Annotated in this window: 18 protein-coding genes, 1 pseudogene and 1 CRISPR repeat array (1 of these 20 only partly in view); of the genes and pseudogenes, 9 read left to right on the top strand and 10 right to left on the bottom strand. The window is 47.5% G+C overall.

Annotated features, from left to right (window positions below; genetic code table 11):
• A CRISPR array of direct repeats spans positions 1–2,484; the repeat unit is 37 nt; unit sequence GCCGGAAAAAACCTAAAACCCTATCAGGGATTGAAAC (it extends 526 nt beyond the left edge of the window).
• A 78-nt stretch (positions 2,485–2,562) separates the two neighbouring features.
• The gene (locus tag QUA42_RS20455; RefSeq protein ID WP_333139564.1) at positions 2,563–3,765 is read right to left on the bottom strand and encodes a glycosyltransferase family 4 protein; all 1,203 of its coding nucleotides are present in this window, start codon (positions 3,763–3,765) and stop codon (positions 2,563–2,565) included.
• 256 nt (positions 3,766–4,021) lie between these two features.
• On the bottom strand, positions 4,022–6,343 hold the full coding sequence (locus tag QUA42_RS20450; protein ID WP_333139562.1) for an IMS domain-containing protein: 2,322 nt from the start codon (positions 6,341–6,343) through the stop codon (positions 4,022–4,024).
• Between the two features lie 447 nt (positions 6,344–6,790).
• Here QUA42_RS20450 and pdhA point away from each other — a divergent pair, with 447 nt between their 5' ends.
• Positions 6,791–7,828 carry a pyruvate dehydrogenase (acetyl-transferring) E1 component subunit alpha gene (gene pdhA / locus QUA42_RS20445; protein WP_333139560.1) on the top strand — a complete coding sequence of 346 codons (1,038 nt, stop codon included), beginning with the start codon at positions 6,791–6,793 and terminating at the stop codon, positions 7,826–7,828.
• A 275-nt stretch (positions 7,829–8,103) separates the two neighbouring features.
• On the top strand, positions 8,104–8,307 hold the full coding sequence (locus QUA42_RS20440) for a hypothetical protein (protein WP_333139559.1): 204 nt from the start codon (positions 8,104–8,106) through the stop codon (positions 8,305–8,307).
• Here the strand turns inward: QUA42_RS20440 and QUA42_RS27850 are convergent.
• Positions 8,304–8,744, bottom strand: a pseudogene (locus QUA42_RS27850) (MrcB family domain-containing protein). The gene QUA42_RS20440 and the pseudogene QUA42_RS27850 sit on opposite strands and share 4 nt — an antisense overlap.
• 287 nt (positions 8,745–9,031) lie before the next feature.
• Between QUA42_RS27850 and rpmI the strand changes: the two are divergent.
• The 6 genes from rpmI (at position 9,032) to QUA42_RS20410 (ending at position 13,816) form a co-directional block, all read left to right on the top strand.
• Positions 9,032–9,229: a 50S ribosomal protein L35 gene (rpmI, locus tag QUA42_RS20435; protein WP_006634164.1), complete on the top strand. Its 198-nt coding sequence runs from the start codon at positions 9,032–9,034 to the stop codon at positions 9,227–9,229.
• Positions 9,230–9,248: 19 nt separating this feature from the next.
• Positions 9,249–9,605: a 50S ribosomal protein L20 gene (gene rplT / locus QUA42_RS20430; protein WP_006634165.1), complete on the top strand. Its 357-nt coding sequence runs from the start codon at positions 9,249–9,251 to the stop codon at positions 9,603–9,605.
• A gap of 272 nt (positions 9,606–9,877) precedes the next feature.
• Positions 9,878–10,408: a tetratricopeptide repeat protein gene (locus QUA42_RS20425; protein WP_333139557.1), complete on the top strand. Its 531-nt coding sequence runs from the start codon at positions 9,878–9,880 to the stop codon at positions 10,406–10,408.
• Positions 10,409–10,644: 236 nt separating this feature from the next.
• A complete protein-coding gene (locus tag QUA42_RS20420) occupies positions 10,645–11,022 on the top strand; it encodes a response regulator (RefSeq protein ID WP_333039645.1) in 378 nt (125 codons plus the stop codon).
• Complete coding sequence (locus tag QUA42_RS20415; protein WP_333139555.1) at positions 11,019–11,624, top strand: chemotaxis protein CheC; 606 nt, start codon at positions 11,019–11,021, stop codon at positions 11,622–11,624. The genes QUA42_RS20420 and QUA42_RS20415 overlap by 4 nt, the downstream gene beginning before the upstream one ends.
• Complete coding sequence (locus QUA42_RS20410; RefSeq protein ID WP_333139553.1) at positions 11,621–13,816, top strand: diguanylate cyclase domain-containing protein; 2,196 nt, start codon at positions 11,621–11,623, stop codon at positions 13,814–13,816. Before QUA42_RS20415 ends, QUA42_RS20410 begins: the two co-directional genes overlap by 4 nt.
• Positions 13,817–14,443: 627 nt before the next feature.
• Here the strand turns inward: QUA42_RS20410 and QUA42_RS20405 are convergent.
• The 3 genes from QUA42_RS20405 to QUA42_RS20395 form a co-directional block, all read right to left on the bottom strand.
• Positions 14,444–14,659, bottom strand: coding sequence for a hypothetical protein (locus tag QUA42_RS20405; RefSeq protein ID WP_333139551.1), 216 nt, complete (start codon positions 14,657–14,659; stop codon positions 14,444–14,446).
• 360 nt (positions 14,660–15,019) lie between these two features.
• On the bottom strand, positions 15,020–15,406 hold the full coding sequence (locus tag QUA42_RS20400; RefSeq protein ID WP_333139549.1) for a transposase: 387 nt from the start codon (positions 15,404–15,406) through the stop codon (positions 15,020–15,022).
• 474 nt (positions 15,407–15,880) lie between these two features.
• Entirely contained in the window at positions 15,881–16,249 is a 369-nt protein-coding gene (locus QUA42_RS20395) for a helix-turn-helix transcriptional regulator (protein WP_333139547.1), read from the bottom strand.
• A gap of 273 nt (positions 16,250–16,522) precedes the next feature.
• On the opposite strand from QUA42_RS20395, the gene QUA42_RS20390 reads away from it, so the two are divergent.
• Positions 16,523–16,834, top strand: a complete 312-nt coding sequence (locus QUA42_RS20390; protein WP_333139545.1) for a hypothetical protein — start codon at positions 16,523–16,525, stop codon at positions 16,832–16,834.
• A gap of 15 nt (positions 16,835–16,849) precedes the next feature.
• Here QUA42_RS20390 and prfA read toward each other — a convergent pair whose 3' ends face one another.
• From prfA to rplM, 4 genes are all read right to left on the bottom strand, one after another.
• Complete coding sequence (prfA, locus tag QUA42_RS20385; protein ID WP_333059813.1) at positions 16,850–17,944, bottom strand: peptide chain release factor 1; 1,095 nt, start codon at positions 17,942–17,944, stop codon at positions 16,850–16,852.
• Between the two features lie 339 nt (positions 17,945–18,283).
• Entirely contained in the window at positions 18,284–18,592 is a 309-nt protein-coding gene (gene rpmE, locus QUA42_RS20380) for a 50S ribosomal protein L31 (protein WP_242719730.1), read from the bottom strand.
• Between the two features lie 191 nt (positions 18,593–18,783).
• Positions 18,784–19,197, bottom strand: coding sequence for a 30S ribosomal protein S9 (rpsI, locus tag QUA42_RS20375; protein ID WP_194067224.1), 414 nt, complete (start codon positions 19,195–19,197; stop codon positions 18,784–18,786).
• On the bottom strand, positions 19,197–19,652 hold the full coding sequence (gene rplM / locus QUA42_RS20370) for a 50S ribosomal protein L13 (RefSeq protein ID WP_015178725.1): 456 nt from the start codon (positions 19,650–19,652) through the stop codon (positions 19,197–19,199). The genes rpsI and rplM overlap by 1 nt, the downstream gene beginning before the upstream one ends.
• Between the last annotated feature and the right edge of the window lie 111 nt (positions 19,653–19,763).

Below are 19,763 nucleotides of genomic sequence, written 5' to 3'. Positions count from 1 at the left end.
ACCCTATCAGGGATTGAAACTTATGTACGCAACACTTACAAAAACCTATATTGACGCCGGAAAAAACCTAAAACCCTATCAGGGATTGAAACGAATACAACCAAGAGGGGTGGAGGATGCGATCGGTAGCCGGAAAAAACCTAAAACCCTATCAGGGATTGAAACGCCAATAGCAATGCCTGGGAATTTACTAACTGCACCACCGCGCCGGAAAAAACCTAAAACCCTATCAGGGATTGAAACAAAACAATACATCACAGAAAGATTCATATCCTGCCGGAAAAAACCTAAAACCCTATCAGGGATTGAAACAGGCGCTAGACGTTAGACGCGAGTATATCTCGCCCAGCCGGAAAAAACCTAAAACCCTATCAGGGATTGAAACTTCAACACGCGCTAAAGACGGTCGAGCAATCAGTGCCGGAAAAAACCTAAAACCCTATCAGGGATTGAAACATTGACTTCTACCCCAACCGAGACTTTAAATCTGAAGCCGGAAAAAACCTAAAACCCTATCAGGGATTGAAACACTGCCAAACTCTCCCCAGTTCCCGGTGAGATTCCAAGCCGGAAAAAACCTAAAACCCTATCAGGGATTGAAACGTGGACACTTCCTGCAGAAGCTTTTAATGCAGGCGCCGGAAAAAACCTAAAACCCTATCAGGGATTGAAACAAGATAATATTTGCAATTCCCCAACAAAACCACCATGCCGGAAAAAACCTAAAACCCTATCAGGGATTGAAACAAAACCAAGCCCTCAGAGACAGATAGACGCAATGCCGGAAAAAACCTAAAACCCTATCAGGGATTGAAACAAGAGCAAAGATAAAAAGTGGAATGTTGAAATTACGCCGGAAAAAACCTAAAACCCTATCAGGGATTGAAACGCGCGCATTTTTCTGCTATGCGTTCAATGTGGGTGCCGGAAAAAACCTAAAACCCTATCAGGGATTGAAACTGTGCTCAGACAAATTGTGGCAGATAATTCTGCTGGCCGGAAAAAACCTAAAACCCTATCAGGGATTGAAACTTTTGAGTGGTTGCATTTTCACGCTGAGAGATACAGCCGGAAAAAACCTAAAACCCTATCAGGGATTGAAACCCAAAATCGGCCGCTGCCGTTGATGGGGTGTACCGATTCAAGCCGGAAAAAACCTAAAACCCTATCAGGGATTGAAACTTGTACCAATGTGCAGCCCTTGGTGTATTCGATGCCGGAAAAAACCTAAAACCCTATCAGGGATTGAAACGAACCCTGCACCAACGGCGGGTAAATCTCAGAAGCCGGAAAAAACCTAAAACCCTATCAGGGATTGAAACAGAGTAATTTTTAGAAAAATCAGCAAATTGAGAAAGCCGGAAAAAACCTAAAACCCTATCAGGGATTGAAACTAATGAGAAAAACCGCCTACTTGCTGGTAGGTGGGCCGGAAAAAACCTAAAACCCTATCAGGGATTGAAACATCTTCTCCGACTGTTTCTTCTGACTCACCTTGACCGGCCGGAAAAAACCTAAAACCCTATCAGGGATTGAAACAGCACAATTCCTGCTTGTACTAATGGCGCGTTAGCGCCGGAAAAAACCTAAAACCCTATCAGGGATTGAAACGGGGCACACCGAACACTAATGATCAGCCGATCGTAAGCCGGAAAAAACCTAAAACCCTATCAGGGATTGAAACACAAATCAATTGGCACTAAAAGCACCTTTACTAAATCGCCGGAAAAAACCTAAAACCCTATCAGGGATTGAAACAACCACAGTCACGTCTGAATTTTCAATCTTGCGCCAGGCCGGAAAAAACCTAAAACCCTATCAGGGATTGAAACATAATATCATTGTGTTTACCTCTCAAGGGTTAGCCGGAAAAAACCTAAAACCCTATCAGGGATTGAAACGACCCCTAGAAATATACCGCCGAGGGAAGCGCCAAGCCGGAAAAAACCTAAAACCCTATCAGGGATTGAAACACGCGGTACTCCCACTGGGCGGAAACAACCTAAAACCCTATGCCGGAAAAAACCTAAAACCCTATCAGGGATTGAAACTTCCGATCAATCGGCGCTTGCCCCAAACTTGATGAAGCCGGAAAAAACCTAAAACCCTATCAGGGATTGAAACCACAATTCTAAATCTAATAGCGCTCATTATTTAGAGCCGGAAAAAACCTAAAACCCTATCAGGGATTGAAACGACACTCGCGGGTTTTTTGGTGCTAGGCTTTAAAGCCGGAAAAAACCTAAAACCCTATCAGGGATTGAAACTCGCCGGGTGGTAAATTAACAGAGCCATACCACTGCCGGAAAAAACCTAAAACCCTATCAGGGATTGAAACAAACTTTAGGGAAGGCTGTAAAGACAGAATTAACTGCCGGAAAAAAACTAAAACCCTATCAGGGATTGAAACCTTCGAGGCATTGCTTTTTCTGCGACAGAAGTCCCAAGCCGGAAAAAACCTAAAACCCTATCAGGGATTGAAACAACGCCATTTTGACAGCCAACGGCTACCAGACTGCCGGAAAAAACCTATTTCCCCATCTAGGGCTTGAAACGTCCAAACTACAAAATTATTGGCTCAAAAATAGACTTCTCCTCTCTCTTTTTATCTCCTCCCATAACCTCAAGCAATTGATCGACTACACACCTCCAAGTAAAATTTTGGGCCACAAAAGCCGGGCCTGCAACCCTCGCTTTAGCAGCGATTCCAGGCTGTTCGATCGCCCCTTGCATCAAATCAGTCAAATGTTCCCACTCCGGAGCTAAGATAAATAAGTTTTCGCCGTCACTCACCACAGCCGTAAATTTACTCTCAATCCGCTGTGCAAAGTTCGATCGCGTAAAATCATCCGTAGGGCCGCCCGCAGTGCAAATAACAGGCAAACCGCAAGCCGCAGCTTCCAACACCGGCAGATTAAAACCTTCTGCCAAATAGGGAGAAACATAAGCATCTGCAGCTTGGTAAAACTCTGCTATTTGAGCAAAAGATAGCTGGCTACCAGTATAAATTAATCTCGGTAAAACCCTCGCTCTTTCCGCATCGTTGAGCACAACTCGGCAGGCTTCAGCAATCTCGTCTCTCGACGGATAAAGCAGTTCAGAACCTTTTAAAACTAATCTCGCATCTGGATATTTGTCAACTACCGCAGCGAAGGCTTTTAATAAAGGGCGAATACCTTTGCGATCGGTTTGTCCTCCGATGTTTAAAAATATAAAATAGTTTGACCAGCCGAGACTTTGGCGCAGTGATTGACGCCGATCGCCCGCAGCAGGATAATAAATCTGAGGATCGACTCCCAAATGTACAACGGCAATGCGATCGGCTTCAACTCCGCTGCGAATTAAGCCAGCTTTTGACCAAGCTGAAGGTGTAATAATTTTCGTTTCCGAGTTAACCGGAGTTTCGGCGATCGACTTAACACCCATCGCCTGTAATACTGAACTGGTAACAATCCCCCATTCTGTGGCTGCAAATACCCAAGTTTGATCACTGCTGGAAGCCGAGAAGTCCCACGGGCAGTACATTCGCAGGGTAACATCGGCTGACTGATTTACCGCAGGGCTCTTAATGCTGCGAAGTAAGGTTTCATTTGGGCGATCGAACAAACTAATTTTCGTCTCCCAAGCTGCGTCAATGTAGGGCATATCGCGGTGGAAAAGCTCAATTTGGCTTCGCGGGCGATCGAGCATTTCCAGCAGTTGAAATTGATTGGCTACGCAATAGGAATGATAAATAAAACGCCAGCCTTCAACAATAATCTGCAATTCAAAACTCCCGCTTTTGGAATTAAAAATTAACCTAATAATCAGCAATTGGTAATTAGTAACTACCCTGCAGAAATAACTAATTACCAATTACCAATTACCCGAAAGAATTGGTTTAAAGCCAGAACCCCGATCGGGAGAAATTAAAAGAAGACTGTTCATTACTCCAATCCTCTTCCTTCTAGGTAGATGTCGGTATCCCAGGTCAACTGTCAACTGTCAACTGTCAACTGTCAACTGTCAACTGAACAATTCCTTACTTAATCACTTGCCAATCCATAATCCGCCACTGTCCCTCTTGACGGATCAAGTCGTAGCGCACCCGCAGGTTTTCGTTACGGGAAGAAACGAGCTGAGAACGATCGAACACTTCGGCTTTTTCCCCAACTTGGGCTTCTACTTGGGCGCGATCGGGATTAGTCGGATTCGTCTTAACTCCAGTAACTTCCAGCTTGTGTACATAACGCTGGTGCGCGTTGTTTCGCTGTTGAGCTTCTGCCATCAATTGCCAGCGAGACAAAGCCGGTTCTGTCAGAACTTGCTTTAATTCTTCGACAGTGTGGTTGGGGCCCAAAGCGGCTGCTTTCGCCGACAGCCAGCCTTGAACTATTTGTTCCGCTGATTCCTCAGTGATTTCTCCCGATACTGCGCCTGCCGCGCTCGGCTCTGGGGTCGCGGCCAAGGCGGGGATTTCTAGGGGCGGTTCTTCCAGGCGGACGAGGGCTTGCTCTCCTCGGAGAGATGGGCCCGATAGGGCTTGCATGGCGCTAGCCAAGAGACTGAGTATTAACCACAGGAGTAACAGGCTCAGGATACCTGCGACTAGAAACAAAGCCAGCCTGTTTGGAGGCATGGACTTGACTTGGGCGGTAAGTTCTGCGGCCTTGGTGCGCGCTCGATCGACCAAATCGCCCTTTAGCCCATTGCCACTTGCTCCGCTGTGCCCTGAATGTTGGCGTCTGCGATGTTTGGAAGTCGATTCTGTTGGGTGTGGCACTGTAGCTATCGGGATAGAGACGGGGGCAACAGCGCTCGGCGCGCCCACCGTTGTCGGAGATTTCGCGCCCGAGGCTGCGCTGGAAGCGTCGCCCGTTACGGGGGTCAAGGTGACGGTACTGGCTCCCTGCTTGGCTGTGGGTGGCTGTGGGGGTATGGCAGCGGGTGATCGGCCTGCTGCTGGTTGCAGTCGCGCCGGGGGCTTGCCCGAGCGGGGCTGCACCACTACCCATTCGTTGGCGGTTTCGGCGTCTTGTGGCAAAGCTTCTAGGTAAGCTTGTACTTTCGGGTCAGCAAAGTAGTCTTTCAAGGACACTGACTCGTTGGCCAAGTCGCGGAAGTGGGGAAACACTTCTTCTTGTAGCCAGTGTTCGGCGTACAAGCACAGTCCGGGCAACAAATCGGGTGAATCTTGGGAATGTTCGCGAATGAAGGCCAGGGGTTCTTTTTCCGAACTGAGTTCGAGGGATCGGCTGGCTTCTTCTGTCTGGCCCAGCAGCAGGGAACAGACGGCTTTTTCCAGGTGAACGTCTTGGCGGCGACCGAGCTGCATCAGCATCAGCTTGGCCCGACGGATCATCGATGGCTGTCTGGCGGCAAATCCTTGGGCTAACAGGGTGTAGACCGAGAGGTAAGTGGCGACTGCGGAGGGGCGGCCGGCTTCGGCTTCAAATAGCGCCTGCTGCTCGCTGCTGGTTAGGTGTTTACGCATTTGCTGCACGAACCGGAGGAAGTCTTCTATTCCTAAACCCGATCGATCGTCTCCCGAACCGTCGATACCGCCTCGTTCTTGAAGCATTTCTCGCAGGATTTGCAGTCCCCGACGACGCTCGGCGACTTTTTCTTCGGGGAGTGATAATAGCTCTAAAATGTTGTACGGACGGAGTTTGTATATGTCGGCTTGCATTTCACCCCTCACGCTTGCAAATAGGCTTTCGCGCAGCAGCAATTCTTGACCTGCTTCTAATGATTTTGCGGCATTTTCGTACTGACCTTGCTGCCACTGTTCGCGGCCGAGTTCTAGACAGGCAAGGCTGACGGTTAAAACTATATCTGGCCTCACGAGCTGGGGGTCGCCGAAACGACCTTCTGCGATCGCGATGCTGCCATTGTTAAGATACGGGCGACCCAGCTTCTGTACGAGTTCGTATTCCCCCAGTTCTTGCAGTATGAGCAGGGCTCCTACGAATTGGTTGTCATCGATTTCAATACTTGGAGTGTGGGGGTCGGGAGCAGCCTCTAAAGCCTTGGACTCTGCTGGAGCGGTTTCTCCTGCGTCTTGCAGGACTGTTGCCGTGCCTGCTGAGGTTTTTGACCTCTGGTGCTTGGCTTCCTGTGCGGCTTCCGACTCTCGATCGTAAGTTTTGACTAAAAAACTGGCATCGTAAGCTTTGCGCCCCTCTGAGTCTGACAGAACGGCGCAGGCTTCATCGAGCAGTTGTTTGCGGGCGACGATCGCAACTTCGGAATACTCCCTGCGCGGAAGCTGTAAAGTTCGATCGCGGTGAGCCTGCTGCAACTGTTCGGCAGTAGCTTGAATCGGTAGACCCAAAATCCGGTAGTAATCTAGTGGAATTAACACTCGTCCACTTCCCCAAAGCGCTAGCAACTGAATTAGCCTATCTTAAGTGACATACTCCCGCAAACCAAATCAAAAATTCTGGTATTGGCTTCCAACCGCCCCATTCACGGTATGTTGGACTTGCCGTAGAGATACTCTGATTTTTTTCCTTCTACAGCCTTTTACAGTGAGGAAAATGGAAAGCCCCACTGCCCGTCAGCTAAATGAGTTGTTTGACTCTTGAGCATTTTCGGGTTTGAGAGTAATGGAATTATATCATTCGTTTGCATCGGGTTTAGATGGGACTTGGATCTCGGACTCCTGGCAATCCGCCCCGCCTGCCAAACTCATTTTAACAATTGGTGAACTGTTACACAGACAACGTTCGATCTTTTTCTGCTGCGGTTGTGTCCCATCTCGGTTTAAATTTAGATGTCTAGGAAGCCGATCGTCGGGTATTAATTATTTATGGTTCAGGAACGGACTTTACCAGTTTTTGACGCGCAAAGCGTAACCATTTCTCGGGATGAGGGCTTGATGCTCTACGAGGATATGGTCTTGGGGCGCTATTTTGAGGACAAGTGTGCTGAGATGTACTACCGGGGCAAAATGTTTGGTTTTGTCCACTTGTACAACGGTCAGGAAGCTGTCTCTACTGGCGTGATTCGATCGATGCGCCGGGATGACACTGATTACGTCAGCAGCACCTACCGCGATCACGTTCACGCTTTGAGCGCGGGCGTCCCGGCGCGGGAGGTAATGGCGGAGTTGTTCGGGAAGGAAACTGGTTGCTCGAAGGGCCGCGGCGGTTCGATGCATATGTTTTCTGCCGAACACCGACTGTTGGGAGGTTATGCTTTTGTGGCTGAGGGGATTCCTGTAGCTACGGGGGCGGCTTTTCAATCGAAGTACCGCCGCGAAGCTTTGGGGGATGAGAGTTCCGATGGCGTAACTGCTTGTTTTTTTGGCGATGGCGCTGCAAATAACGGGCAGTTTTTTGAATGTTTGAATATGGCGGCTTTGTGGAAGTTGCCGATTATTTATGTTGTGGAAAACAACAAATGGGCGATCGGGATGGCCCACGAGCGAGCTACTTCTGATCCGCTGATTTACAAGAAAGCTCATGCTTTTGGCATGGCTGGTTTTGAGGTTGACGGGATGGATGTTTTGGCGGTGCGGGAAGTGGCCAAGGAAGCTGTGGCGCGGGCGCGGGCCGGCGAGGGGCCGACTTTGATTGAAGCTTTAACTTATCGCTTTCGCGGGCATTCTTTGGCAGATCCTGATGAGTTGCGTTCTAAGGAAGAGAAGGAATATTGGTTCCCCCGCGATCCGATTAAGAAGTTGGCTGCTGAGTTGATCGATCGAACTTTGGCAAATGCTGAAGAATTGAAAGAGATCGATAATAAAGTTCAAGCAGTAATTGATGATGCAGTCGATTTTGCTGAGAAAAGCGCTGAGCCAGATCCTAGCGAATTGTATCGGTTTATCTATGCAGAAGATGAGTAAGCTGTTGTGCATTTAACTTGTATGTTTAGGGCAGCCAGGATGCCCACCCCACAAGAGTGATAGAACCCCGTAGGGACACGGCGAAAGCCTTTGTCCCTACTGCACTTCACTAAACCAGAAATACGCTGTAAGACTTACGTACAAACTCTAAATGTAGGGTTTGCACTGCGAACCTTACAAGCATAAATTAGGGCTAGAATCAAAGGTAGACTTTCTAGACGAAAAGAGGCGATATGATAAATCTCGCTCGCGATCTAATTTAACCCAGCAAAAATATGGGTACAGTTCGAGCCGAAGTCAAGCTAAGGAATGCCATTGATCAAGCCTCCGTGAGTGGAGGAGTGCTCAATCCTGTGTTGCACGTCTACGAAGCAGAAGCACTCATAGATATTGGTGCAGTACGCACAGCCATTCTTGTAGAAGTCGGCGAACACCTCGGCTTAAGAATTCGGAGTCAAGAAATAGCAAAATATATCTAATCAAGCTGAATATCGAGAGGTTCTGAAAATTCCCTGAGCTTGTCAGAACCAAGCTTATATTTAAATAGTTGTGCTTGATCCCTTACCATGTCCCTCGACCTCCCAAGTCCGAACTTATTTCTTTTATCTGCTATTCCTTGATTGACAGAAAGATAAACGCCAGAGAAGTCGGCGCGCAATAAATAAACACAGTAAAAGCCCGACTGGACACTCTCATTTACAAGCTTGTTAAATATTGCTATCTAAGGAACTTGAACCCAAGAACCATTCTCTGCTGAAGCTTTTACGCTATAGGTTTCTGCTAATTCCAATGAAGCAATTATTGATTTCGGCACTACATTTCTGACATAACTAGCAAAGGAATATCCCTTGAAGTTGTGATTACTGATCAATGGATATTCCAAAATAATTTTTTCAAGGGAGTCTCTAAGCGCCATAACCAATAATTAATGTTGCATTTTCAATTTAATTTATATAGTGCCTCACCAGCAGCTTTCAAATATTAACCCTGCGGATAACCCCGAGATCTAACCCTTAATTATACTGCAACTGCGCTATAACATTTTATACCAGGTGTAAACTACCGCAAACTACCGCAAGATTACCCGATCGCCCATCCTGTATATCGCAGCAAATGCAGCGCCACCCCAACCCGCAAATCTCCCTTGCAGAAAGTACCACAAACGTGATACGGTAGAAGCTTGTGTCCAAATAACACCAGTCCATGCCAAAACTCAAAACTCGCAAAGCAGCCGCAAAGCGCTTTAGAGCGACCGGCAGCGGTAAGATTGTGCGCCGCAAAGCTTACAAAAGCCACTTGCTACAGCACAAAAGTTCAGCTCGCAAAAGCCGTCTCTCTAAGCTGGTCGTCATCGACGAGACCAACGATGCTAACGTGCGGTTAATGCTTCCATACTTGTAAAGTTTAACGGAAATTAAAGATGACACGGGTAAAACGCGGTAATGTCGCCAGAGCGCGCCGCAAAAAAATTCTCAAATTAGCCAAGGGTTTCCGAGGCGCACAGTCGAAACAGTTCCGCACAGCTAACCAACGGGTGATGCAGGCCCTGCGTAACGGTTATCGCGATCGCAAAAAACGCAAACGCGATTTCCGTCGCCTGTGGATTGCTCGGATCAATGCCGCATCGCGCCAGCACGGCACGAGCTACAGCAGACTGATCGGCAACATGAAAAAAGCCAACATCGAAATCAACCGCAAAATGCTGGCACAAATGGCGATTATTGACCCTGCAACATTCGGTAAAGTCGTGGAAATGGCTAATCGAGCCGGAGCCTGAAAGTTAGGTTACTTTTCAGAATGCACAAAGCAGAAGTAAGAAAGATTTAACTGTCTGCCAGAGAAGGAAAACTCCTGATGAATTTAGGAGGTTGAGAGCAACTTTCCTTCTTTGTTCTTACTTCTGGGCTGTTGCTTTTTCAGAAATCGCGATCGGGCCGGTCGATCGCTATTTCCTTGTTTTTTATACAGTTGCAGAGGCAAATCTCAGAGATTGCTAGCGCATTAAAATAAATAAAACCTTCCACAGACCTACCTAAATTTAAGAAAAACATGGATAGTAATTTACTCATTGTTTACTTGTCAGTCCTGCTCGCTATACTCGGCAGCACTTCATGGTTTGTGGTGCGCCAAATTCTCAAAACTCGGAAGCTGGAAATGTCTCTGGAACGCTTAGAAAATAAGCTGACAGTAGAAAAAGGAACAGCACAGGAATACTACGAATTAGGAAGTATCTATCTAGATAAGAAGCTTTACTCCCAGGCGATCGTACTGTTTCAAAAAGCCCTGAAAGCCAAAGACTTAGAAGGCGAAGACAATCAAGCTGTTATTTACAACGCCCTCGGTTTTGCACACTTTGGCCAAGAACAGTACGACATCGCAATCCGCCACTACAAAGAAGCCCTGAAGTTGCAGCCCGAATACGTTACATCTCTCAATAATCTGGGTCACGCCTACGAGCGCAAGAAATTAACAGCTCAAGCCTTGGAAATGTACGAACAAGCTCTCGCCTGCCATCCAGACAATACCACGGCAAAACAGCGAGTAGAGTCCCTCCGGAAGCGTTTGGTAATCTATAATTGAGCGCCCTTGTTAGAGCAATAGAGATCCCGCAAACCTGGTTTCATTCAGAAACCGGGTTTTTTCTTAACATAGTCCAAGATACTAAACTATCCCACACATTAATGCGTTAGTTTTTAAGAACTGGAATTCCGAGTGAAGCTCGATCACACACCGTCCCAGCACTTTAAATTACTGTCAAGATAAAAGCAGTACCTGCAACGCCGGTCAGTCCTAAACAATAGAAGGAGGAGAACGTAGTGACATCAATTCTCGTTGTCGAAGATTCGTGGTTGACTCGCAGGGTAATCTGCAAAATCTTGCGAGCAGAAGGATACGAGACTTGGGAAGCATCCAGCGGCCCAGAAGCTCTAGAACAGCTCGGCACTAAAACCCCAAACTGTATGCTCTTAGATCTGCTGATGCCAGAAATGGAAGGTCGGGAAGTCCTGCAAGCTATGCGCGATCGAGGATATAAAATTCCAGTGATCGTAATTACCGCAGACATCCAAGCAAGCACCCGCTCCGAGTGCATGGAACTCGGAGCCCTGGCAGTCATTCACAAAATGCCCAACTCAGATGAACTGATCGGGTGGATCAAAAAAGCTCTCAGTGTCAGCGAGGAGAGCACCCAATGAAATTAAGCACTCGACAGCTCGATGCCTTGCAGGAACTCGTCAACATCGGTATCGGTCAAGCCGCAGGGGTTTTGAACGACATGATCGACTCCCCGATTCGCTTGCAAATCCCCTATCTTCAAATACTGACTCCCATTGACGTGGAAGAAGAGTTAGAGCAGCACCTCAACGGCGAGCAAATCGCCGCTGTCCAGCTCAAATTCACAGGCTCCTTTGGAGGCATTGCCCAGCTAGTCTTTCCCACCAACAGCGCTGCTTTGCTGGTGACGATGCTCACGGGGGAAGAAGGAACTCACGATCTCGATTCAGTCAAAATTGGTACGCTGAGTGAAGTGGGAAATATTGTAATTAATGGGGTCATGGGTGCAATCAGCAACGTACTTCAGCAGCGCCTGAACTACTCAATTCCCACTTATAGCGAAGGGACGATTGCTAGTTTGCTGGTATCTGGTGGTTTAGCTACTGATACAGTTGTTTTATTAGCTCAGACCAGTTTCATGATTGAAAGGCTTCACATTGAAGGAGATATCATTCTTATTTTCAATGTTAATTCCTTTGACACCTTGTTGACTGCTATCAATCAACTTGCCGGGGGTCTATGATTGAGGAGAGCAAAAGTATTAAGGAAAAGTTTGGGGTTCTCGACAGCGTACCAGTCGGCGCCTGCTTGCTGCAAGATGATTTTGTGGTGCTGTTTTGGAACACTTGTCTAGAAGAGTGGACTAAAATTCCCCGCAGCCAAATATTGGGAACAAAGATCACAACCCATTTTCCTCACCTGATTCAGTTAAAGTACGCCACTCGCTTCAAGCAAATCTTTGCAGGAGGCCCGCCAACAATTTTTTCTTCTCAAATTCACAAACACCTGATTCCGGCAACTTGGCAAGACGGCCAGCAGCGAATTCAGCAAACTACTGTGACTGCTGTGCCGGCCCTAGAGGCTGGCATAGAAGAACAGGAGATTAGAGACTGGGTTCTCCATACTCTTGAGTTGGCATCAGACGGTACAGTCGGAGTCGGATCACCAAGAAGTGCTTTTTTGTCTAGGGAATCTGCACCCTCAGTTTCGTCATCAATATGGCCGGGGGTAAATTCCCCATCGTTCTATGCGCTGCTGGTGATTCAAGACGTGACCGACCTCACCCATCGCATCCAAGCTTACCGCACAATGCGGGATCAAGCTTTGGAAGAAGTGCAAGTGCGTCAGCGGGTGGAGGAAGAATTGCGATCGAGCCAGCATTTCATCCAGCAGATTGCTGACGCGGCGCCTTATTTGCTCTACATTTACGATTTGACCGAACAGCGGAACGTCTACGTCAACGGTCAAGCTTCTAAATTGCTGGGCTACACTCCCCGAGAAATTTTACAGATGCAAACTGCTTTGTACTCCAGTTTGGTGTACCCAGAAGATTTGCCCAGGCTCAAAGCCCACCAGCAAAAATTTCCCTCGACCCAAGACGGGCATATTTTGGAGTTGGAATATCGCCTCAAACATCGATCGGGTGAATGGCGCTGGTTTCGCTGTCGCGACCAAGTTTTCGCTCGCACAGCCGACGGCTGTCCCAAACAAATTTTCGGCACCGCTCAAGATATCACCGAGTACAAGCGGGCAGAAGAGGCACTGCGGCAGCAGAACGAACGAGAACTGCTGATGGCGACGATTACTCAGCACATCCGCCAGTCTCTGGATTTGGGGGAAGTGCTCAGCACGACAGTGACAGAAGTGCGTCAGTTCCTTCAGGCCGATCGAGTGATGATCGTGCGCTTTAACCCCTGTACCGGCAGTCTCTGCGCCGGTCCGGCGACGGGGGCGGTGACAGTCGAATCTGTAGCTCCCAACTGCCAGCCGATGTTGGGGGAAACCCTGGAAAATTTCTGTTTTGACCAGTTCTATCTCGAAGCGTACCAACATCGAGCGATCCGACCGATCGCCGATGTCTTGGCCGCGGATTTGCCGCAATATCAAATTGACTTGCTCGCACAATTCGCGGTGAGAGCTTATTTGGTTGTGCCTTTAGTGCAAGGAGAGGAGTTGTGGGGGCTGCTGATGGCCCACCAGTGCAGTCCCCGGCAGTGGATGCAGTTGGAAGTAGAGTTGCTGTCTTCTCTGGCCACCCAGTTGGCGATCGCTATCAAGCAAGCAGAACTCTACCAGCAGTTGCAAGCAGCCAACCTCAAGTTAGAGCGCTTGGCAACTTTAGACGAACTCACACAGCTAGCAAACCGCCGCCGGTTCGATCAGTATTTAGAAATGGAGTGGCGCAGACAAGCCCGAGAACAAACGCCCATGTCCCTAATTCTGTGCGATATTGATTCTTTTAAAAGTTACAACGATACTTACGGGCATCAAGGCGGAGACGAATGTTTGCGACAAGTCGCCGGGGCGATCGGCAATGCAGTCAATCGCCCCGCCGATTTAGTAGCTCGCTACGGAGGCGAAGAATTTGCCGTTATTTTGCCAAATACCGCGATTCAAGGCGCCGTGATGGTAGCCAAACACATACAGCTCAAAATCGCAGCTTTGCAGCTTCCTCACGCTGGTTCTCAAGTCAGCCCATACGTCACTCTCAGTCTTGGCGTAGCGAGTATTGTTCCTGCATCTGAATCGGGAGCCGAAATTCTGATTGCCACAGCCGACCAAGCGCTGTATCAAGCTAAACGACTTGGGCGCGATCGTATCCAACTATACCAGCCTGATCCTGCTGCTGGCAAGCCAAATGGCACAGGCACTTCGATACTTCCTATAGATTTTTCTCTACCTAACACTAATTTACCCTCTCCCACCAGCGCTTGAGAAATTGCCATATTTGTGGATTCCGAGTAGTTATACCATTCCGCAAAAAAAATGCCCCTGTCAGCGCGTGATCCAAACCCTGATATCCCTGTTCTGTCACTCTGCGAATTAAAGAAGTAAAAAATAAGCTAGCTCAAACATAAAAGGGTTGGAATTGATTTATTGAATCAATTAAATCGTTGCACCCAAGCAATAAATTACTGGAGTTTAGACTAAAACAGAATAAAGAAGTGCATTACTGTAGATTGAATGCACTCAAAAATGAGCGATCGAAACTTTCTGATTAAGGGGACTTTTTGGCGGTTTTTCTCGGGCGAGAAAACCCTTTTTTGACCGTGGGATATCTAATTCTAGGTCGTCGCTTGCGCCCTCTAATCCAACCAGGAGATTTACCTCGAAGTTTGGGAGGAGGAGCAGGTGTACCTAACAGAGCTAAAATTCTCCCAAATGATTGAGCTACCCGTCCAGGGGTTAGTTTGGCTTGAGATTTTTGCCTGCAGTAGAGGGCGCTGTGCGACAAGTTGGCGGGCAAACCATAATTGCCAAGTAACGATGGGCATTAAATCGCTCCATCGATCGCATTGAAGGGGTGTACTTAACGCAGGAACTGTCCAATGAAGACGATTTTTAGCTGGCGCGATACCAGTGGTCGATGGCAAACCTTCGTAAATAGAGTCGCCAAACTTCTGTGACAGTCGGCATAGATAATCCCACAAATGCCAACCACATCGGCTTAGAAACTGCGATCGCACCATCTTTCGTCAGTCGTTCTACCAATAGAACGGACATCGAGTTGTCGGGGGACAAACGAAAATGCAAATTGTGCCAAACCCGAACTCGCATTTTTCCTAATTCGGGGTCTTCTGCCTCGACTTGTTGTGCTGGGGAACTCCAAGTCGTTGAGTCATTAAGTTTAAATCGAGCGCCGTGAACTTTGGGCCGACCCCGCCCCCCGTAGGCACCAGGTGCACCTCACAAACATAAATTTGAGCGCAGGCGCATCAGTTTATCTACAGGAAGTCCTGCGGTTTGATTGACAAACGGCGCACAACCGTATTCACGGTCCCACAACGATAGCGCTCTTGATGGCAAGTGAGAACTCACACTCGATAATTGCTGGACTGCTTGAGAAATGGGACTTTCCCAACTGGTAATTCGTTCATGTAAAAGTGGCAAGGCCCAACTCCCTTCTGCTTCAGGTATCTATGCCAAGGTACTGTAGCCGTATCCCACAGTCACCGGACGACCTCCCAGTTGCGATGGAGAATGTTCATAAGTACGTTCTTTGAGGGTTTTGGCAAAGGGTCTTGACCAACTCGTATGGTCGCCTGCGAGAACAATTCGTTTTGATTGCGGGATTTGTTGGATGTAGAGCTTCATTAATTCTTCTCGATCGGGTCTTGTATCTTGTAGCGCCTCGTAAACACTCGACCATTGGCGACGAAAGACGCGAGATAATGATAAATCGGCTAAACTTTCAGCTTTTCTCGTTAATAAGAGCGCATCCATTAATTCAAAAGTAGCATCTTGCGCTTTACATAGATTTTTGTAGATGGCTTGACGAAACTCTTGCAACCATCGTGATAACATTCATAGCGGTCGATCGGGGTTGGTGATACTTCCCTATCTTCCGGCATCCGGGTCAACTCCAACAGAGCTGGCCCGGTATTTTTTTCTCTGTTGTTGGTTCTTTAACCCCGAAGAGTGTGGTATGGCGAGCGCGCTTTTGCTTGAGGGCGAGCGTACTTTTTAGTCTAAACTCCAGTTTAAAAAAAAATCTGAAAATTGTTTTTGATTAATATTTATCCACATGGAATTATCGAGCGGTACCTCCACTCACGAATTAATCAAGTTATTAATTTTTCATTCCTTAGCCTCATTGTTGCCCCCTGAACGGAAACGCCCAAAAGCTTGCCAAACGCTCTCTGACTCATTGTTGCGCGAGCAGTTTTGATGATTTCACTAAATTTTTTTCTATTTTTGATGTTCACGACTTAAAAGCTCTGCGAGCGTATATGGCAGTCTACTTGCCCACTTATAGCAGTCTACTTGCCCACTGATATATCAACTATTATATTTCCCAGACGACCCAGCCGCCGCCGCGAGTCTATCCATCACAACTCTACCAATCACTGCCAACTCACTAATTGGTATACATTGAATTTTTTTAAGCAGATCATTAATATCTACGGCTTCCTGCACCGGCTTGTCTTCAAGATGAGCCATGAGCTCTTCCATCGTAAAGCCTGCTCTTATCGCAATCTGAGTCAAATTTTTCGTATCTGGAAGTACCTGCCCCTTTTCCCAATACAAGACAGAAGCAGGAGAAACTCCCAACAGCTTGCCAAAAGCAGTCAGATTAATCGAGCCGCGCGCTAATTTAACAAACTCACTCAGTTTTTTCTTAGCTTCTGCATTAACAATATCAGCCACGAGATAACCACAATTCCTAGCTTACTTGTGTACCAACAAATTTACCTGTCTTGCTTGACAGGAGAAGATTTAGCCGATAGTATTTTACTTATATTGAATATATTGAAAATTTTAATTTTAATTTTAATTTATTTGGGAGAAATAGTAATGACCAAGAGACGGACTCAAAAAACTCACAAGCCCAGCCATACACGCCAGAGCCTTACAGCCTCCGGTTGGCTCAAACCCAAATGCTGGCAAATCTCCCAAATAGAAGCTGCCTAAGCCCTGAGAATGCCCGTCAACCGCCTAGTAAAAGTCTACCCCAAACAACATAAAGTAATAGTCGTTTACCTGAACAAGAAAGGACAAAAATGCAGTTCCTTTTTCCGCTACAGACTATTTGCCAGATGGGAACAAAAGGCGATCGCAGCAATTGCCAATTGTCGAAACCAGCAAATCCTAGCACCGCTAGAAGTCATTGTACAATACGACCTCGAACATTTCAAATATCCAGTGGCGATCGCCGACGCAATTTGGGAGGCCCTACTCAAGCATATCTCCCGCGTAACAAGGGAACTGAGGCTGATCAAACAATGCGCCTAGTCCCCCATCACTCCATCAATTAGTAGAAGCAGCCAACTCAGCCAAACGTTCCTGCTGATCCTGAGAAATGCAAGTTTGAATAATCCCCTCAATATCCCCTTCCAAAACACTATTGAGCGAGAAATTCTCCCCCAAACGGTGGTCCGTAGCCCGATTGTCCTTATAGTTGTAAGTGCGAATCTTCTCCGATCGCGAACCAGTACCAACCTGAGCCAAACGCCGCGACTTCACTTCATCCTGCTGCTCCCGCAACTTCATCTCATAGAGCTTAGCCCGCAAAATCTGCATCGCCCGCTCCTTATTCTGCAACTGACTGCGCTCCTCAGTACAGAAAATCCGAATTCCCGTCGGCTTGTGAAACAAATCCGCAGCAGTTTCCACCTTGTTCACGTTTTGACCGCCAGCGCCGCCCGATCGAGCCGTGCTCATCTCAATATCCTTCGGATCGATGTGAATCTCCACATCATCCACCTCGGGCATCACAGCCACCGTCGCCGTCGAAGTATGCACCCGGCCGCCAGCCTCAGTCACAGGCACTCGCTGCACCCGGTGTACTCCCGCCTCAAACTTCAGCTTGCTGTAAACGCTGTCGCCTGTAATTTCCAGAATCACCTCTTTAAAGCCGCCCATTTCCGCCAGCGACTCGCTCACCAACTTCACCTGCCAGCCTTGAGTTTGAGCGTAACGGGAATACAGCCGCAGCAAATCTCCAGCCCAAATACTGGCTTCATCTCCGCCAGTACCCGCCCGAATTTCCAGCATAATATTCTTGTCATCGTTCGGGTCGCGGGGGAGCAGCAAAACCTTCAAACGACTTTCCAAATTCTCCAGCTTCGCCTCAAGTTCCTGAACTTCCAGCGCAGCCATTTCTTGCATATCTCGATCGCCCGCGGCTTCCTTAAGAACCTGTCGCGCGCCCACCAAATCTTCCTGAGTGGTTTTCCACAGAGCAAAAGTATCGACCACTTCCTCCAACGACGATCGAGCTTTCGCTACCCGTTGAAACTCTTGATTGTCCCTAGCCACATCCGGGTCAGCCATGCGGCGAGTCAACTCATTAAAAGTTTGCTCTACCGACTTCAATTTATCCAGCAAATAAGATTCAGCCATTGTCAGTTGTCCTTTGTCAATCGATTTTAGATTTTAGATTTTAGATTTTAGATTTTAGATTTGAAGAACAGTTGGGATAGAATCTCGATCGAACTCAACTGCCAGCCGTAGCAAGTCTTCAATCTAAACTCTCCAATCCGAGGGCGGATCGATTTTAGATTTTAGATTTTAGATTTTAGAACTCAAGAGCAGTTAGGATAGAATGTCCATCGAACTCTACTCGATTGAACTCAACTGCCAGCCGTAGGAAGTCTTCAATCTAAAATCTAAAATCCCAGGGCGGTAAGTTGCCAGTAGAAAGAACTACTCTCAACAAACTGCGGACAAATGACAATCCGGCTACTTCTTCTTTTTGCCTTTACCAGCAGCCTTAGAAGCATCTGCTTTCGGGTCTTCCATTTTCAGCGGCCCAGAGGAAGCATCTGCCTTCGGCATTTCTACCTCCGTCATGCCGTATTTCCGCATAAAGCGTTCCACACGACCTTCTGTATCAATAATCTTCTGAGTGCCAGTATAAAAAGGATGATTTCCCGACCAGACATCAACTTGAAGCTTTGGTCTAGTGGAACCAACAGTCATTACCAGTTCGCCGTTGCAATAAACCTGAGATTCGGGATACCACTCAGGGTGAATGCCATCTTTTGCCATTGTTTTTTACTCTCTAATTTTTGACTTTACAACCATTTTAGCTGCCGCAGGACTTGTACACCAACAACAGCACCAATTTTGCTTTATATCTGCTGGAACCAGGAATCAGGAATCGGAAATAAACTTCAAAAAAAGGCAGATAAAATCTGGATAGATAATTTTTGCCTTTTTCTTCTTCCTTCTTCCCTCGATTACCGCTTCGAGTATTGAGGAGCTTTGCGAGCTTTCCGCAAACCGTACTTTTTCCGTTCTTTGGCCCGGGGGTCGCGAGTCAAATAGCCCTCAGTCTTCAGAGGCTTGCGGTTGTCCGGGTCTAATTGACAAAGTGCTCTAGCCACACCCAAGCGAATCGAGTCAGCCTGACCTGTCAAGCCACCGCCTTCGACTTTTACCAAAATGTCGTACTCATTTTCCAGACCCAAAGTTTCCAGAGGGGCCTTAGCGAGAGCCAAATAAGTAGGGTTGAATTGCAGGTACAAATCCCCCTCTTTACCATTGACTGTCAGTATGCCCGTGCCGGGAACCAAGCGCACCCGCGCTACGGAACACTTGCGGCGGCCGGTTCCCCAGTACACAGCGCGACCGGATGTATCTGTTGCTTGCATTACTCATTTCCTCCCGGAATCGTGTGAACAATTAATTCTTCTGGTTTTTGAGCTTGGTGCGGGTGGTTAGGGCCAGCGTACACCTTGAGTTTAGTAAACAGTTGTCTGCCCAGAGAAGTGTGAGGCAGCATTCCCCGTATAGCTTCTTCGACAATTCTTTCTGGCAAACGTGCTTGCAATTTGGCAAAAGTTTCTGTTTTCATGCCGCCCGGTCTTCCAGAATGGCGGCGGTAGATTTTCTGGGTGCGTTTTTTGCCAGTAACAGCGATTTTGTCAGCATTGATGACTATTACGAAGTCGCCGGTATCCATAGAAGGAGTGTAAGTCGGTTTGTGTTTCCCCCGGAGGTACATGGCAACTTCAGTTGCCAGACGGCCCAGCCGCTGGTCGGCGGCATCGACCACGTACCACTTGTGCTCTAGGGAGTCTTGAGTAGGGACGTAAGTTTTGTTCATTGTTTGTTGTTAGTTGTCTATTAACTGTTAACTGTTCTTAGTTGTCAGTTGTCAGTTGTCAGTTGTCAGTTTTTAATTGTTAGTTGTCCTTAGTTGTTTATTAGTAGTTAC

Source organism: Microcoleus sp. Pol11C2, from assembly GCF_036701505.1.
Taxonomy (GTDB): domain Bacteria; phylum Cyanobacteriota; class Cyanobacteriia; order Cyanobacteriales; family Microcoleaceae; genus Microcoleus.
Note: the sequence above shows the minus strand (reverse complement) of the source record. Positions and strands in the feature narration are given on the sequence as shown.

Coding starts and splice junctions, on each gene's coding strand:
- pdhA (WP_333139560.1), top strand. CDS start 6,791: ATGGTTCAGGAACGGACTTTACCAGTTTTTGACGCGCAAAGCGTAACC.
- QUA42_RS20440 (WP_333139559.1), top strand. CDS start 8,104: ATGGGTACAGTTCGAGCCGAAGTCAAGCTAAGGAATGCCATTGATCAA.
- rpmI (WP_006634164.1), top strand. CDS start 9,032: ATGCCAAAACTCAAAACTCGCAAAGCAGCCGCAAAGCGCTTTAGAGCG.
- rplT (WP_006634165.1), top strand. CDS start 9,249: ATGACACGGGTAAAACGCGGTAATGTCGCCAGAGCGCGCCGCAAAAAA.
- QUA42_RS20425 (WP_333139557.1), top strand. CDS start 9,878: ATGGATAGTAATTTACTCATTGTTTACTTGTCAGTCCTGCTCGCTATA.
- QUA42_RS20415 (WP_333139555.1), top strand. CDS start 11,019: ATGAAATTAAGCACTCGACAGCTCGATGCCTTGCAGGAACTCGTCAAC.
- QUA42_RS20410 (WP_333139553.1), top strand. CDS start 11,621: ATGATTGAGGAGAGCAAAAGTATTAAGGAAAAGTTTGGGGTTCTCGAC.
- QUA42_RS20405 (WP_333139551.1), bottom strand. CDS start 14,659: ATGCGAGTTCGGGTTTGGCACAATTTGCATTTTCGTTTGTCCCCCGAC.
- QUA42_RS20400 (WP_333139549.1), bottom strand. CDS start 15,406: ATGTTATCACGATGGTTGCAAGAGTTTCGTCAAGCCATCTACAAAAAT.
- QUA42_RS20390 (WP_333139545.1), top strand. CDS start 16,523: ATGCCCGTCAACCGCCTAGTAAAAGTCTACCCCAAACAACATAAAGTA.
- prfA (WP_333059813.1), bottom strand. CDS start 17,944: ATGGCTGAATCTTATTTGCTGGATAAATTGAAGTCGGTAGAGCAAACT.
- rpmE (WP_242719730.1), bottom strand. CDS start 18,592: ATGGCAAAAGATGGCATTCACCCTGAGTGGTATCCCGAATCTCAGGTT.
- rpsI (WP_194067224.1), bottom strand. CDS start 19,197: ATGCAAGCAACAGATACATCCGGTCGCGCTGTGTACTGGGGAACCGGC.
- rplM (WP_015178725.1), bottom strand. CDS start 19,652: ATGAACAAAACTTACGTCCCTACTCAAGACTCCCTAGAGCACAAGTGG.